Below are 13,608 nucleotides of genomic sequence, written 5' to 3'. Positions count from 1 at the left end.
CTCAGCGGTGGCTGCTCCATGCCCACGGACAAAACCACACCGCCACAGCAGGTCAGAACGGATCTCCTGCTGGAGTACTAGCGGGCCAGGCGGTCCAGCAACTCGCCGAGCAGCGCGTGTTCGCCAGGGGTGAGGTCGCCCGGATCGTTGCCGACCAGCGCACGCAGCGTCAGGGCCGCGCTCGCACGAGTCTCGGGGGCTTCGGCGGGGGGCATGCGCAGGACTCCGGCCAGCGCGGCCTCGCGGACGCGTCCGGACAGCCCGAGATCCGGGTCCGGCTGGCTGATCAAGGTGAGCGTGATGCCGACGTTGGCGGCCAACACCTGTTCGGCGGCATCGGCCGCTGGCACCTTGAGCAGGCCCCCGGCGGCGGTTAACCGCTCGCGCAGCGCTGCGTGCGCGGGGGCGGTGACGGCGCACGGCTTTCCCGGCTGGGCGCGGCCGTACAGCAGCCCGTAGAACGACGGGTGCTCCAGCCCGAACTGCACGTGCCTGTTCCAGCCCTCGCGCAGGTCGTCCAGCGGGTCGCCAGAGCTCTCGACCGCCGTGTACTGGGTGAAGCCGTGGCTTGCCACGGCGTCGATCAGACCCTGCTTGCTGCCGAAGTGGTGGTACAGCGTCGGGGCCTGCACCCCGGCGCGATCGCACACCGCCCTCGTGGACACCGTGCCGCCGCTCTCCAGCAATTCCGCCGCGGCGAGCAGGAGTCGATCCCGTGCGTTCTGCATGCGTGCTACATTACCTCATGTAGCGCTACATTGCTTTCTATAGCGAGAGGAGAAGTCCATGAAGACCTGGTTCATCACTGGCGGGACTCCCGGAGGGTTCGGCCTGGTCTATGCCGAGGCCGCCCTGGAGCAGGGCGATCAAGTGGTGGTGACCGCGCGTCGGCCCTCTGAACTACATGAGTGGGCTGAACAACACGGAAACCGTGTGCTGGTTCTCCAGCTCGACGTCACCGATGCCGACCAGGTGCGTGCGGCGGTCAAGACGGCCGAGGAACGCTTCGGCGGGATCGACGTGCTCGTCAACAGCGCGGGCCGTGGCTGGTACGGCTCGATCGAGGGTGCCCCTGACGAGACGATCCGCCGCACGTTCGACCTCAACCTGTTCGCCGTGGTCGAGGTGGTGCGCGCGGTCCTGCCCGGCATGCGGGCACGAGGCGACGGATGGATCGTGAACATGTCGTCGGTGGCAGGCCTCGTCGGCGCACAGGGGTTCGGCTACTACGCGGCGGCGAAGTTCGCGATCGAAGGACTGTCGGAGACACTGCGCCAGGAAGTTGAGCCATTCGGAGTGCGCGTGCTCGTCGTGGAGCCGGGAGCGTTCCGCACCAAGGCCTTCACCTACTTCCAGAACGAGGACGTCAACGAGATCGTCGACGCCTACGTGCCGATGGTCGAGGGCGTCAAGGCGGCGTTCGTGGCCCACAACGGCAAGCAGGCAGGAGACCCTGTCCGTGGAGTGCAGGCCGTGATCAGCGCGATGAACGCACCCGTTCCGCCGAAACGAATCGTGCTCGGCAACTCCGGCTACGACGTCGTTGTTGCGATGCACGAGAACGCACTCGCGGAGCTGCGCGCGAACGAGAAGCTCTCCCGCGGAGCGGACTTCTGAGCCTTGACCCTGGTCGGCACCTCGAGCTGAACACCGGTGTCGCAGGGACATACCAGCACGCGCCCGCGTCCTGGAACCCGAGAAAATTGGAGAGCAGAAATGAACGAGATCACGCTACCCAAGGCCGTCGACAACCTCATCACGGCCACTAACGCGCACGACGCGAACGCGCTGGCCGCGGTCTTCGGCGACGGGGCCACCGTGCGCGATGACGGGAAGACCTGGACCGGCGAGGCCGAGATCCGCGACTGGATCCAGGGGCACCTGATCGACCCCAAGGTCGTGCTCACGCCGACCTCGTTCGCGGACGACCGGCTGGTGGCCTCCGGGGACGGTGATTTCCCCGGCGGGCCCCTGTCATTCGCATTTGTGTTCGACATCAAGGACGACCAGGTCATCGACCTCGCGATCGAGCCCGTCTGATGCGTCACCGGCCGGGCTGCCCGAGGGCTGCTCCGGCCGGTGAACGCGAGAAGCGACCGTCGTCAACCTCGACGACTCTTGGACATCTGCATCGAGCGTGCGGTGGCACGGGCGGCAGTGTCGATGAAGTCGGCGACCGGGCCGGGTTGCGAGACCGCCACAGCATGGGAGGCGGCGATCTCAATTGTCGTGGACCCCGCCCTGTCGGCCATGAAGCGCTGCAGGTCTGGCGGGATGGCCTGGTCCTGAGCGCTGATCAGGGTCCAGGAGGGAATCGTCTTCCAGGCGACCTTGGTCACGCTCTCCTCCTGAGCGTGCGCGGAGGCGGGCCGCTGCGTTGCCTCCATGAGTTCGGCGGTGCCGGAATCGACGTCGGCGGCGAACGCCTCGTGGAACTTGTCCTGCACAATGTACTGATCCATGGTCATGCCGCCGTCGTCGTCGGGTACCGGGATCATCCTGATGCTCGAGGTGAGCTGACTTCCGGGGTGCTTGGTGAGCAACCCAAGTGCACTTTCGCCCACGTCCGGGCTCAAGCTGGCGACGTACACCAGGGCCTTGACGTTGGGGGCGTCAGCCGCCGCCTCGGTCATGACCGCCCCGCCGTAGGAATGGGCGGCAATCACGACCGGTCCGGGCAGGCTGTCCAGGAGGGCGCGAACGTATGCGGCGTCCTTTTGCACACCACGCAGCGGGTTGGCGACGGCAATGACCGGATAGCCCCGATGTTTGAGGTTGGCAATCACCCCGTTCCAACTCGACGATTCGGCGAATGCCCCGTGGATCAGCACGATCGTCGGCATTTCCTGGGCAGACATGTCAGAAGCAGCGCTCATCTGGAGGTCCTTTCGAGAGGCCTCGTCACCCGTTGCCCGCGATTGCCGGCCGGACCGACGAGTACGGTCGACGGAGCATTTCCCCGGGCACCGCGTATCAGCCCGCGCGATCCCTGCTCCGTTGGGGTTGCAGCATCCAGAATTCCGCATTGATCGGGCCACTGTCAGCGGGATCGGAGAACGCCGAACGCCTGGCCGGCATCCGAACCGGACAGCGAGATGAGTTGACGGTCACCGTTCCCACGTTGGGCGAGCACTGCGTACCACGTCTCAACCGCCGACAAGGATAAGACCGAACGTTCTGTCGCTAAGATGGTTGGATGGCGAGCGACGAACCCACCAACCGGCCCTCCGAGGCGCGCCTCAAGCTTCTCCGCACGGCGACCAGGATTTTCTACGCGGAGGGCATTCACGCCGTCGGCGTCGACCGGATCATCGCCGAGGCGAAGGTGACCAGGGCTACTTTCTACCGACACTTCCCCAGCAAGGATGATCTCATCCTGGCCTACCTTCGGGAGGTGCATCAGCTGGAGCGCGGCATGGTCGACGAGGCGCTCGCCGCCAACCGATCGCCGGTCGACCCGCTCCTGGCCATCGCCAATTCCATCGCTCAGAACATCCAGTCCCCCGGGTTCCGTGGGTGCGCGTTCCTGAACGCCGCGGCGGAATATCCCGACACGAACCATCCCGTGCACCAAGAACTCATGGCCCACCGGCAATGGTTCCTGGACACCATCACCACGCTCATGGCACAGGTCCACGAAGGAACGGCGGATCCCGCAGCGCGCCACTTCGTCATGCTCCGGGACGGTGCGATGGCGGCGGGATGCCTCGCCGACCCCACGAAGGTGTCCGAGACCTTCCTGCGCGGTGTCGAAGGACTCCTCAGGGTCAACTCGGAGCTTCAGTCGGCAGAGTCGGCCCGATAGCCCCCGCACGACCTCGAGCTGGGCCACCCTCCGATAGGAGGATGACCCAGCTTCTGTTGTGGTGCCACCGCCGGTTGAGCGCGCACCCTCGCCCGGCGGACCTCGTCTTCTTTTCGTCGCAGCGGCCGACGGCCGGCGATGACGCGCACGGCCGTACGACGCAGGTCAGCGACCGTACGCCTCCAGCAGGCGCAGCCAGACCTCGCTGACGGTCGGGTACGCGGGAACGGCGTGCCACAGCCGCTCCAGAGGAACCTCACCGACGATGGCGATCGTCGCGGCGTGGATCAGTTCCGCGACGTCCGGGCCAACGAGGGTGAGGCCGACGATCACCCGTCGGTCCTCGTCCACGACCATCCGGGCGTGCCCCTGGTAGCCGTCGGCGTGCAGCGCGGCCCCGGCGACGGCGGCCAGGTCGTAGTCGACGACCCGGATCCGCAGTCCAGCGGCCTCAGCGGCGGCTGCGGTCAGCCCCACCGACGCGACCTCCGGGTCGGTGAAGACGACCTGCGGCACGGCGCGCTCGTCGGCGGTGGCGACATGCCGGCCCCACGGACGGTCGTCTGTCGCTTCGCCGGTGGCTCGCGCCACGATCACGTCGCCCACCGCGCGGGCCTGGTACTTGCCCTGGTGGGTCAGGAGCACACGCCGGTTGACGTCCCCCGCCGCGTACAGCCATCCGTCGCCGATCAACGCGCCGGCACCGTCGACCACCCGCAGGGTGTCGTCGACCGTGAGCCAGGCGCCGGGCTTCAGGCCGATCCGGTCGAGGCCCAGGTCGTGCGTGTTCGGCGTACGGCCGATCGCGACGAGGATCTCGTCGGCCTCGACCTGTCCGCCGTCGGTGAGCGTGATGTGCACCGTCCCGTCGCCGTCGCGGCTCACCGATCTGGCCTCGGCACCGAGTTGGACCGACACGCCAGCTTCCCGCAGAGACTGCGTGACCCGCTCGCCGACGAACGGCTCCGCCGCAGTGAGCACCCCGTCGCGCGCGAGCACCGTCACCGCTGATCCGAGGCCGGCGTACGCGGTCGCCATCTCCGCGGCCACCACGCCACCGCCGATGATGGCGAGGCGGCCGGGCACCTCGCTCGCGGCGGCTGCCTCACGGCTGGTCCACGGTGCAGACTCGCGCAGACCGGCGATGTCCGGCACCAGCGCGCCACTTCCGGTCGCGACGACGACGGCGTGTCGGGCGGTGAGCGAGGTGGCGGCACCGTCCGCGCCGGTCACCTCGACGACCCGGTCGGCGCCAAGCCGCCCCTGGCCCCGATACAGCGCGATCCCCGCCGAATTCAGCCAGGACACCTGCCCGTCGTCCTTCCAGTGCGAGGCGAAGGCGTCCCGACGACGCAGCACGGCCTGCGCGTCCAGCTCGCCGGTCACCGCCTCGCGCGCACCGGGCAGCTGACGAGCCGCCCGGAGCGCGGTCTGGCTGCGCAGCAGCGCCTTGGTCGGCATGCAGGCCCAGTACGAGCACTCGCCGCCCACCAGTTCCCGCTCGACGATCGCGGCGGTCAGGCCGCCCTGCACGACGCGGTCGGCGACGTTCTCCCCCACCGGCCCCGCGCCGATGACAATGACGTCGTACGCGGTCTTTTCCACGTCAGTTTCCCTTCGCGGTGCGGCCGAGGCGGATGGCCGCGATGAGGAAGAAGATGGCGCCGGGGATGGCGTAGCCGATCGCGTTGGTCAGCGCCGGGTTGTCCGCGGAGGCTGCCGCGAAGAACGATGCGCCGGCGATGACGGAGATGCCACCGCTGATGATCATCGGCCATTGGCCACCCATCTTGCGGCGGGTGACGGCCACGATCAGCTGAACCAGTCCGGCCACGACCGCCCAGGCGCCCCAGACGCGCAGGACCGCTGGGATGCCGGACGCGCCGGCGATGCCCAGGCCCACCGCGGCGAGCAGGCTGATCGCGACGTTCACGTACAGCAGGGTGGGCGATCCGGTGGCCCGCGACGCGCGGACGTCGACGATGGCGGCGGCCACGTCGAAGAGCGGGTAGAGCACGAGCAGCGCGGCGGTGAGGGGGTTGAGGTGTTTGGCGAGGGGGAACGTCACGGCGGCCCAGACGATCGCGAAGGCGAAGCGACCGAAGTACAACCGCCGCAGGGCGGCGGCCGTCGTCGAGATGCCGGGAACGGCAACGGTGGTCATGGTCATCCTCTCGGAAATTTCCGGAGCGAAGGGACATCCAGCGGGGTGAGGGCCGCCGCCGGGAGGGGAAGCGGTGCTACTCGACGTGGGAGAACAGCCCCGTGATCTCCACCTGCGCGCCCTGGAGCCCACCGAAGACGGCACCGGCAGCGGGCGTCGCGACTGCGGCAGAGGCGTCCTCGTAGCTGGCGAAGTACAGGTCGAGCGTCCGGTACGCGGGCGTGGGCGTGCCGTCCTCCTTCGGCCACACCTTGGCCGACTCGACCCGCTGAAGCTTCGGGAACGTCTCCGCGGCCCGGAGTACGTCGGCGTAGACCTTCTCGAACTCGTCGGGGTCGGCGGGGTTGCCGATGACAAGGGTGATCTTGGTGGGCACGGGGCTCTCCTTCAGGCACAGCCGTACACCTGGCCGGGCGCCAGGTGGAACGAACGTTCTGTCTGCTGGAACCGTACCTACTCGGCCCTCCACCGTCAAGACCGACCGTTCTATCTTGTGCTTGCTGTGACGCCCGCCACCAGCTGGGTCCGGTTCGACGGGAACGCGCTGTGCGCCAGTCGGGCGATTACGTGATGAAACGGGCCATCGTGGCGAACGGGTGCCGCGTCACTCCTCGGAGTCGCGGTCTCCGGACGCCTCCCGTCCGATCGGCGAGGCGGGAACCTCCAGCGACTGGCCTCGCCAGCGCAGCGCTCCGAGTAGCGCGACCAGGGCCAGCACACAGGCCACCACGCTCAACCCGACCATCGGCGCCCGATGCGCCAGCGCCGGCGTGGACACCAACAGGGCGCCCAAGCCGATCACCTGGGGTCGGGAGACCTGACCGAAGACCTCGTACTCCAGCCGCAGGCGGGCCACGAGGAAGAGCATCGGTCCGCCCACCACGAACAGCAGCCAACTGGGCCGCGGCTGCCCGAACGGATGATCGATCACCAGCTCGTAGCCGACCGCGGTGACGAGCACGCTGAGCACGATCAACAGGTGCGTCCGTTCCGACGTCGCGCCCAGCCGGCCGGGCATACCCGCCCGACCGAACGCCTCCGACAACAGCAGACCGGCGCGGTAGAAGTAGATCCGCCAGAGCACCGCGCTGGTCGCGAACGTGACCGCGAAGGCGGCCGCCCGATTCCCGGAGTAGTCCGCGCCGCTGAAGACCACGCCGATAACCAGAATCGACTCACCGAGCGCGATGAGGAAGATCTGCTGATAACGGTCCGCGAGATGAGTCCCCGCGATCCGCCACCGACCTATCTTCGAGACCCCGAGCCACGGCAGCGGCCAGCCCAGTAGCCAGGCGAGGTAGTCGACAGCGAGGGCGACAACCCACAGCGGCAGGCGGAGGTGGTCCGGGCCCAACGCCCCGGCCAGCCACAGCGGGGCGCTCACCAGGGCCCACACGACAAGCCGGAAGGGCACCAGCCGTCGCGGATGTCCGCGCAACGCGACCGCGACCACCAGTGGCCGCAGCACCATCACCATCAGGTACGCGACCGTGAACGGCACCGCTCGTTCCTCAAGGGCGCGGGGCAGCGTCACCGCCATGATCAGTCCGGCGAACATGGTGCCGATCACGACGGCTTGAATGACCGGCTGCTCCGGTTCATACCGGCTGGTGATCCAGGCAGTGTGCGACCAGATCAACCAGAGCGCCAGAAACAGCAGCAGGGTACGCCCGAAGCCCGTGACGAGCGCCCAGCCAGTGTCATCGGCCAATCCGGCGAAACGTTGCGAGACCCGGGTGAGGGCCACCACGAAGGCCAGATCGAAGAAGAGCTCCAGGAACGTCGCCCGACCCGAACTCATGGGAGGGCGCAGCAGCTCGGCACCCCGCCCCGCCGCCATCGTCCGCCTCCGTCCGCCTCTCGCTACCAACGAGCCGACCGCCAGCGGAGTTGCGTCGACGCTCACCTGGCGTCTGGCCTGGAATGACGGCGGCGGGTCCGGCGTGACGGTTACGGGCGGGCGTTGACCGGTCGGGGCGCGAACGCGGAGGGCAGGCCGAGTTCGGCCCGGGCAACCTCGATGAACCGGCGCTCGGCCTCCCACAGGGCGTCGAATCGTTCCGCGGGCAACGCCTCGGCGCCACTACTGGCCCGTGCAGCCGCCAGGAGCCGGGCCTGGCGCACCAGCTCCGACGAGCGGCTCACCACCTCGACTGTGCCGGCCACCAGCCGAAGCGCGGTCTTGGTACTTTCCAGTCGCTCCCGGTAGCGGCTGCCCTCGTCGTCGAAGAACGGCATGAGATCACCCGGATCACGGGGGCGCGGCACCGCGGTGATCTGGGCGGCCGGATTGAGGACAAAGGCCACGTACTCCCGGAGCGCCCCGATGAAGTCGGTGTACGCGGTCAGCCGGATGTCTCGCCACTGTCGATCCTGGTCGCGCCGCCACAGCCGATCCTGTGCCCGGACGGTGAGCCACCCACCGATGAGGACCGCCAGCATTGTCGTCGTCGCGGTGACACCCACCTGGATCAGACTCACCGGCACCACCGTTCGTATTGATCGGTGACTCACCCTACCGTCCGTTGTCACCCGCTCCGGACCTCGCGGGACGGCCCAGGCTCGAACGGGACGCGCAGACATCAGTTGGATATCGATTGCAGTCACTGTACGGTGGGAACGCTCCCAGACCGTGTCCACCACCCACCTGCTCGAGGAGCTGAACATGTCACGACGACGTCGTCGCCCGGCCGCCATGCTGGCCGGGTTGCTCGCTCTGGCCCTGGCTGCGGCCCTGTCGCCACCGACGCCGATGGCCGGCACTGCCGCGGCCGGCCCATCCAAAACCCGTGCTGTGCCACTCACTGAGCTGACAGTGGTTTCCGAACGGGTGGCTTTCGGTCTGCAGCGTCCCATCGCGATCACCGGGCTGCCGGACGGCCGGATGCTGATCGCGGAGAAGAACGGCACTGTCCGCGCCTACCACCCCGACACCGGCCTGGCACCCGACCCGGTGATCGACCTGACCGCCCGGATCGACACGTCGGACAACGAGCGCGGCCTTCTCGGCATCACGCCGGCGCCGAACTTCGCGCGGACCGGAATGCTCTACGTGGCCTACACGAGCCTGCCGGCCGGCGCGCTGACCCTGGCGCGAGTGCCCATCAACGCCCCCGATCGGGTGCAGGTGCTGCTCACCCAGGAGCACGCCGAGTACGGCAACCACAACGGCGGACAGGTGGCCTTCGGCCGCGACGGCTACCTCTACTGGTCCCTCGGCGACGGTGGCTACGCGAACGACCCCTACAAGAGCGGCCAGAACCTCGGCACCCTGCTCGGCAAGATTTTGCGGATCGACGTCAACCGCAGCTGCGGGGCGAAGCCCTACTGCGTGCCCTACGACAACCCGTTCGTCCGCACGGCGGGCGCGCGGCCGGAAATCTGGGTCTACGGGCTGCGCAACCCGTGGAAGTTCTCCATCGACCCGGTCGACAACTCGCTGTGGATCGGTGACGTCGGCCAGGGTCTGATCGAGGAGATCAACCACATCCGCCCGTCGCAGCGTGGCGCGAACCTCGGCTGGTCCTGTCGGGAGGGCACGCCGGTCTTCGACGAGACGCAGTGCCGACCGGGCGTGCTGCTCACCGACCCGATCGTCGAGTACGACCACTACATGACCGAGAACTGCTCCATCATCGGCGGGCTGGTGTACCGGGGGTCCGTCACCCCGGAGGCGCGGGGCACCTACATCGCCAGCGACTACTGCTCGACCCGCGCTTTCGCAGTGCGTCCCAAGTCCACCGGTGGGTACGAGTCCGCTGAGATCGGCACCTTCCCCACCCAGCCGACGGCGTTTGGCGCCGATGTGAACGGCGAGCTGTACGTGCTCAGCGACCTCCCGGGATGGCTGAGCAAGGTGCGGTTCGAGCGGGTCCAGCCGACCCCGACCCCTACCGCCGGGGCGACGATCCGCTGAACCTCGGGACATGCCCGTGACACCCGCGCTACCTCAGGGGACGGCCGCGCTCGGCGGCCGTCCCCTGCTCGCGCGGGCTGGTGCTCGCCGGTTGACAGATCAGCCTCGCGGTGGCCGAGGGGCACTCGCCTCGTCCGGCGGGCGCCACGCCTTCTCGACCGACTGCTCGGCGGCGCGCTGCCGCCCGGTGACGAGCCGGCTCAGCACCGCCGCCACCGCCCCGGCCACCACCCCGGTGAGGATTCCGGTGACGAGGCTGGAGAACACCGCCGCCGCCCGAAGGATCGCTTCCTGCGCCCGAGGGTCGATGTCCCCGAACCTCGGCCCGGTCGCACCGAACGCCTCGTCCCACAGAATCTGGTGACCAACCGCGAGAAGAACACCGTAGATCGCCCCGATGACCACCACGGTCAGGAACGGACGCGGCGGACGTCGCCACAGCACGGCGGCGACCCAACAGATCAGCGGTACGACCGCGAGCAGCACGGCGGCGGGCCGCCCTTCCTCCACGACGTGCAGGTCGTGCAGGACCACCCGCGGTGCGGCCAACACGGCGAGCGCGACCAGGGCAGGCCACGAGAACCCAAGCGTCCGACGGCCGGCGCTCATCGCTCGACCCGTACCGGCGCGGTTTCCCTGGCGAAGCGCAGCAGGGCGGTGAATGCCAGCGCGGACGTCACCGCTCCGCCGGCGAGGCGCACCCAGTGGCCGGCGACGAACTCCTCGGCGACCTGGCGTAGGTACTCCGGGGAATGCGTGCCGACCGGGTCGACGAACATGATCTCGTTGCGTGGCCAGAAGAACACCACCGAGAACAGGAACTCGCAGGCGATGAAGACCGCCGCGGCGGCGGCGACGTACCACCGCAGGCGCCGATTGCGCCACGTGAGGGCGGTCGCGGCGAGGCTCATCAACACGACCGAGGCGCCCAGCGGCGGGAAGTAGTCGCTCGGGCCTCCGGCGACCAGGAACTCACGGGCCCGGTCCAGCGAGGCTGGTGCGTCGCCGAAGACGTTCGGGTAGAGCATCACGGTCTCGGCCGCGACCCCACCAAAGGACATCATCGCGGCCCAGACGAGCACGACAAGCACGATCCACGTCAGCCTGATACGGGACACAGCAGTACTTCTCCTTGGTTTTCGAACCCTTGCGGGCACGATCTGTGATGTCGCCGTCGACGCTAGGTCGCCAATTCGAGGCCGTCTGCCGCGCAGCCGCGTGAGCTGGCATCGCTTCTCGACGTACGTGCGGGGGTGGGGGTGTTGCCTGCGGACGGCAGCGGCTCGGGCCCGCGCCGACTTAGGCTCACGGACGTGCAGGCAACCTCACCCACCCGAACCGAGGCGCTGCTCGCTGTGGCCATCCTGGGCCTGGTCGCGGCGGCGATCGCGACCGAGGACGCGCCGGCCTCCCGGGCGGTGCTGGCTGGCGGGTTCGGGGTCGGCCTGGCCGTACTGCTGCTGGTAGCCCGGCGTTGGACCGTCCCCGCGCTGCTGGCGACAGCCGCCGGCATCCTCGGCTACTACGCGCTGGAGTTGCCGCCGGTCGGCGTGGCCGCGCCGGCCGCCGCCATCCTCTACGTGGCCGCCCAGCGGGGCAGGGTGGTCCCGGCCGCCGCCGTCGCCGGGAGCCTGCTGGCCGTTTCGGTGGCCGCCCGGCTCGTCGAGGGAGACGACGTCTCTGTCGTGATCGGTGCTGGTCTCGGCTCCGAGGCGGCCCTGATACTCGCCGTCATCGCTCTCGGTGACGCCGTCCGCAACCGGCGTTCGCTACGGGTCACGCTGGCCCGGCAGGCCGCCTCGGCGGCCGAGGAACGCCGCCGGGAGGCAGCCCGGCAGGTCGAGGCCGAGCGGCTGCGCATTGCCCGGGAGGTGCACGACACGCTCGGACACACGATGTCGGTGGTCACCCTGCAGTCGGCTGTGGCGAGGGAGGCACTTGCTGATGCCGAGCCGGAGCGGGCCGAGGCCGCGCTGGCAGCGATCCACTCGGTGAGCGGCAGCGCGATGGCCGAGCTGCGTGCCACGTTGGGCACGCTGCGTCGCGAGCCCGGGCCACGCGAGCCGGCCCCCGGTTTCACCCAGTTGCCTACGCTCATTGAGGGCGTCCGCCGCGGAGGGTTGCCGGTCGAACTGCGTCTCGACGGGTCGGTCGACACCCTGCCCACGGTGGTCGGCAGCACTGTGTACCGCATCGTGCAGGAGGCACTGACCAATGTGCTGCGCCACGCGCACGCCACCCGCGCCACAGTGACGATCCGGGCGACCCCGGCCCGGCTGTCGGTGGAGGTCGTCGACGACGGCCGGGGATCCACCGGCGGCACGGCGGTCGAGACGGGTCAGGGGCTACGCGGTATGTCGGAGCGGGTTGCCCTGCTCGGCGGAACCCTCGATGCCGGCGAGACCGCCGACGGCGGCTTCCGGGTCTCGGTCCACCTACCGCTGGCCGGTGTCGCCGCATGACCGACGTACGCGTCGTCCTCGTCGACGACCAGCACCTGGTCCGCACCGGACTCCGCGCATTGCTGGAACGCGCCCCGGACATCACCGTTGTCGGCGAAGCCGGCGACGGCCGGGCCGGTGTGGCGGTCGCCCGCGAGCAGCGGCCCGACGTCGTCCTGATGGATGTCCGGATGCCCGGCGGCGACGGTATCGAGGCCACCCGCCGCATCCTCGCCGACCCGACGCTGGCCGACGTCCGGGTGGTCATGCTGACCACCTTCGACGACGACGAGTACCTCTTCGAGGCCATCCGCGCCGGCGCCGCCGGCTTCCTCCTCAAGGACACCCCGCCCGACGCCCTGCGGGACGCCGTCCGCGTGGTGGCCGGCGGGGACGCGCTGCTGTCACCGGCGGTGACCCGCCGGGTGATCGCCGCGGCCGCCCGCTCCCCCGTCGCGGACCCGGCCCGGCTGATCGGGCTCACCGGGCGCGAACGCGACGTCCTGGCACAGGTCGGCGCCGGACGGTCGAATGTGGAGATCGGGGCGGCCCTGCATCTCAGCCCGGACACCGCCCGCACGTACGTGAGTCGTCTGCTGCACAAACTGAACGCCCGCGACCGCGCCCAGCTTGTGGTTATCGCGTACGAGAGCGGGCTGGTGCGCCCCGGCGACGGCTGAGCAACGGCGGAGGGCAGCCGGCCACCACCTCGGTGAGCACCTTCGGTGCGGTGGCAAGATTCGGCCGGACGTGGCCGCCGCCGACCAGCTCAAGCAGACGGCGTGACCGGGAACCGCAGGCCGAGCCACTGCTCGGCGTCCCAGGCATGGAACCGCTCCACCTCGGTGAACCCCAGCTTTGCCGCAAGACGCATCGAGCCCACGTTGGCGGTTTGGGTGGTGAGCACCACCGGCTCGCCGGGAAGGACGCCGCCGAGCCAGTCGAGTGCCGCCGCGCACGCCTCGGCGGCGTACCCGAATCCCCACGCCCGTGGCAGAAACAGGTAACCGAGGTCGACCTTTCCGATCGCAGCCGGCCGATGGTGCGCCGTTGCTCTCCTGAGCAGGATCTGGCCGATCATCGCCCCGTCGAACTCAACGACGAAGCTCCCCGGCCACTGCTCGGGCACCACGGGCATCTCGCGCTCAAGCTCGCCAGGCAGGCGGGGGCCACCGAGGTAGCTGTTCACCTCTGGCGACGCCAACAGTTCGATGAACGCGTCACGGTCCCGGGCCTCGGGCTCACGGAGCACGAGCCTCCCGGTCCTGATCGGAGCAGGCGG

16 protein-coding genes are annotated in these 13,608 nt (G+C 69.3%); 6 read left to right on the top strand and 10 right to left on the bottom strand.

Annotated elements, in window-relative coordinates; all coding sequences use genetic code 11:
• Nucleotides 1-77 precede the first annotated feature (77 nt).
• Nucleotides 78-728, bottom strand: a complete 651-nt coding sequence (locus ACLQ3F_RS30035) for a TetR/AcrR family transcriptional regulator (RefSeq protein WP_425852934.1) — start codon at nt 726-728, stop codon at nt 78-80.
• Nucleotides 729-786: 58 nt separating this feature from the next.
• Between ACLQ3F_RS30035 and ACLQ3F_RS30030 the strand changes: the two genes are divergently transcribed.
• Both ACLQ3F_RS30030 and ACLQ3F_RS30025 read left to right on the top strand, forming a co-directional pair.
• Nucleotides 787-1,617, top strand: coding sequence for an SDR family NAD(P)-dependent oxidoreductase (locus tag ACLQ3F_RS30030; RefSeq protein ID WP_425852932.1), 831 nt, complete (start codon nt 787-789; stop codon nt 1,615-1,617).
• A 99-nt stretch (nt 1,618-1,716) separates the two neighbouring features.
• Nucleotides 1,717-2,040 (top strand): nuclear transport factor 2 family protein, encoded by a 324-nt coding sequence (locus ACLQ3F_RS30025; protein ID WP_425852931.1) that lies wholly within the window; start codon nt 1,717-1,719, stop codon nt 2,038-2,040.
• 62 nt (nt 2,041-2,102) lie between these two features.
• On the opposite strand, the gene ACLQ3F_RS30020 is transcribed toward ACLQ3F_RS30025, so the two are convergent.
• Entirely contained in the window at nt 2,103-2,876 is a 774-nt protein-coding gene (locus tag ACLQ3F_RS30020) for an alpha/beta fold hydrolase (RefSeq protein WP_425852929.1), read from the bottom strand.
• Between the two features lie 320 nt (nt 2,877-3,196).
• Between ACLQ3F_RS30020 and ACLQ3F_RS30015 the strand changes: the two genes are divergently transcribed.
• Nucleotides 3,197-3,805 carry a TetR/AcrR family transcriptional regulator gene (locus ACLQ3F_RS30015; RefSeq protein ID WP_425852928.1) on the top strand — a complete coding sequence of 203 codons (609 nt, stop codon included), beginning with the start codon at nt 3,197-3,199 and terminating at the stop codon, nt 3,803-3,805.
• A 165-nt stretch (nt 3,806-3,970) separates the two neighbouring features.
• On the opposite strand, the gene ACLQ3F_RS30010 is transcribed toward ACLQ3F_RS30015, so the two are convergent.
• The 5 genes from ACLQ3F_RS30010 to ACLQ3F_RS29990 all read right to left on the bottom strand — a co-directional run bounded on the left by ACLQ3F_RS30010 (nt 3,971) and on the right by ACLQ3F_RS29990 (nt 8,450).
• Entirely contained in the window at nt 3,971-5,410 is a 1,440-nt protein-coding gene (locus tag ACLQ3F_RS30010) for a dihydrolipoyl dehydrogenase family protein (protein ID WP_425852927.1), read from the bottom strand.
• A gap of 1 nt (nt 5,411) precedes the next feature.
• Nucleotides 5,412-5,969 carry a hypothetical protein gene (locus ACLQ3F_RS30005; RefSeq protein WP_355008535.1) on the bottom strand — a complete coding sequence of 186 codons (558 nt, stop codon included), beginning with the start codon at nt 5,967-5,969 and terminating at the stop codon, nt 5,412-5,414.
• Nucleotides 5,970-6,045: 76 nt separating this feature from the next.
• Nucleotides 6,046-6,345 carry a hypothetical protein gene (locus ACLQ3F_RS30000; protein ID WP_357229643.1) on the bottom strand — a complete coding sequence of 100 codons (300 nt, stop codon included), beginning with the start codon at nt 6,343-6,345 and terminating at the stop codon, nt 6,046-6,048.
• Between the two features lie 228 nt (nt 6,346-6,573).
• Complete coding sequence (locus ACLQ3F_RS29995; protein ID WP_425852925.1) at nt 6,574-7,809, bottom strand: low temperature requirement protein A; 1,236 nt, start codon at nt 7,807-7,809, stop codon at nt 6,574-6,576.
• 110 nt (nt 7,810-7,919) lie between these two features.
• Complete coding sequence (locus tag ACLQ3F_RS29990) at nt 7,920-8,450, bottom strand: hypothetical protein (RefSeq protein WP_425852924.1); 531 nt, start codon at nt 8,448-8,450, stop codon at nt 7,920-7,922.
• Nucleotides 8,451-8,601: 151 nt separating this feature from the next.
• On the opposite strand from ACLQ3F_RS29990, the gene ACLQ3F_RS29985 reads away from it, so the two are divergent.
• Nucleotides 8,602-9,885 (top strand): PQQ-dependent sugar dehydrogenase, encoded by a 1,284-nt coding sequence (locus ACLQ3F_RS29985; RefSeq protein WP_425852922.1) that lies wholly within the window; start codon nt 8,602-8,604, stop codon nt 9,883-9,885.
• A gap of 99 nt (nt 9,886-9,984) precedes the next feature.
• Here ACLQ3F_RS29985 and ACLQ3F_RS29980 read toward each other — a convergent pair whose 3' ends face one another.
• Nucleotides 9,985-10,494 (bottom strand): hypothetical protein, encoded by a 510-nt coding sequence (locus ACLQ3F_RS29980; RefSeq protein ID WP_425852921.1) that lies wholly within the window; start codon nt 10,492-10,494, stop codon nt 9,985-9,987.
• Nucleotides 10,491-11,003: a DUF1772 domain-containing protein gene (locus tag ACLQ3F_RS29975; RefSeq protein WP_357202497.1), complete on the bottom strand. Its 513-nt coding sequence runs from the start codon at nt 11,001-11,003 to the stop codon at nt 10,491-10,493. The genes ACLQ3F_RS29980 and ACLQ3F_RS29975 overlap by 4 nt, the downstream gene beginning before the upstream one ends.
• Before the next feature lie 195 nt (nt 11,004-11,198).
• Here ACLQ3F_RS29975 and ACLQ3F_RS29970 point away from each other — a divergent pair, with 195 nt between their 5' ends.
• Nucleotides 11,199-12,347, top strand: a complete 1,149-nt coding sequence (locus ACLQ3F_RS29970; protein WP_425852919.1) for a sensor histidine kinase — start codon at nt 11,199-11,201, stop codon at nt 12,345-12,347.
• Entirely contained in the window at nt 12,344-13,006 is a 663-nt protein-coding gene (locus ACLQ3F_RS29965; RefSeq protein WP_425852917.1) for a response regulator transcription factor, read from the top strand. Before ACLQ3F_RS29970 ends, ACLQ3F_RS29965 begins: the two co-directional genes overlap by 4 nt.
• Nucleotides 13,007-13,095: 89 nt before the next feature.
• Here the strand turns inward: ACLQ3F_RS29965 and ACLQ3F_RS29960 are convergent, their stop codons facing one another.
• A complete protein-coding gene (locus ACLQ3F_RS29960; protein WP_425852916.1) occupies nt 13,096-13,578 on the bottom strand; it encodes a GNAT family N-acetyltransferase in 483 nt (160 codons plus the stop codon).
• Nucleotides 13,579-13,608: the final 30 nt, after the last annotated feature.

It is taken from the genome of Micromonospora sp. DT15 (genome assembly GCF_049841475.1).
GTDB lineage: Bacteria > Actinomycetota > Actinomycetes > Mycobacteriales > Micromonosporaceae > Micromonospora.
This window is presented reverse-complemented; position numbering and strand designations above follow the sequence as displayed.

Coding starts and splice junctions, on each gene's coding strand:
- ACLQ3F_RS29980 (WP_425852921.1), bottom strand. CDS start 10,494: ATGAGCGCCGGCCGTCGGACGCTTGGGTTCTCGTGGCCTGCCCTGGTC.
- ACLQ3F_RS30025 (WP_425852931.1), top strand. CDS start 1,717: ATGAACGAGATCACGCTACCCAAGGCCGTCGACAACCTCATCACGGCC.
- ACLQ3F_RS30035 (WP_425852934.1), bottom strand. CDS start 728: ATGCAGAACGCACGGGATCGACTCCTGCTCGCCGCGGCGGAATTGCTG.
- ACLQ3F_RS30015 (WP_425852928.1), top strand. CDS start 3,197: ATGGCGAGCGACGAACCCACCAACCGGCCCTCCGAGGCGCGCCTCAAG.
- ACLQ3F_RS29965 (WP_425852917.1), top strand. CDS start 12,344: ATGACCGACGTACGCGTCGTCCTCGTCGACGACCAGCACCTGGTCCGC.
- ACLQ3F_RS29995 (WP_425852925.1), bottom strand. CDS start 7,809: ATGGCGGCGGGGCGGGGTGCCGAGCTGCTGCGCCCTCCCATGAGTTCG.
- ACLQ3F_RS30005 (WP_355008535.1), bottom strand. CDS start 5,969: ATGACCACCGTTGCCGTTCCCGGCATCTCGACGACGGCCGCCGCCCTG.
- ACLQ3F_RS30020 (WP_425852929.1), bottom strand. CDS start 2,876: ATGAGCGCTGCTTCTGACATGTCTGCCCAGGAAATGCCGACGATCGTG.
- ACLQ3F_RS30030 (WP_425852932.1), top strand. CDS start 787: ATGAAGACCTGGTTCATCACTGGCGGGACTCCCGGAGGGTTCGGCCTG.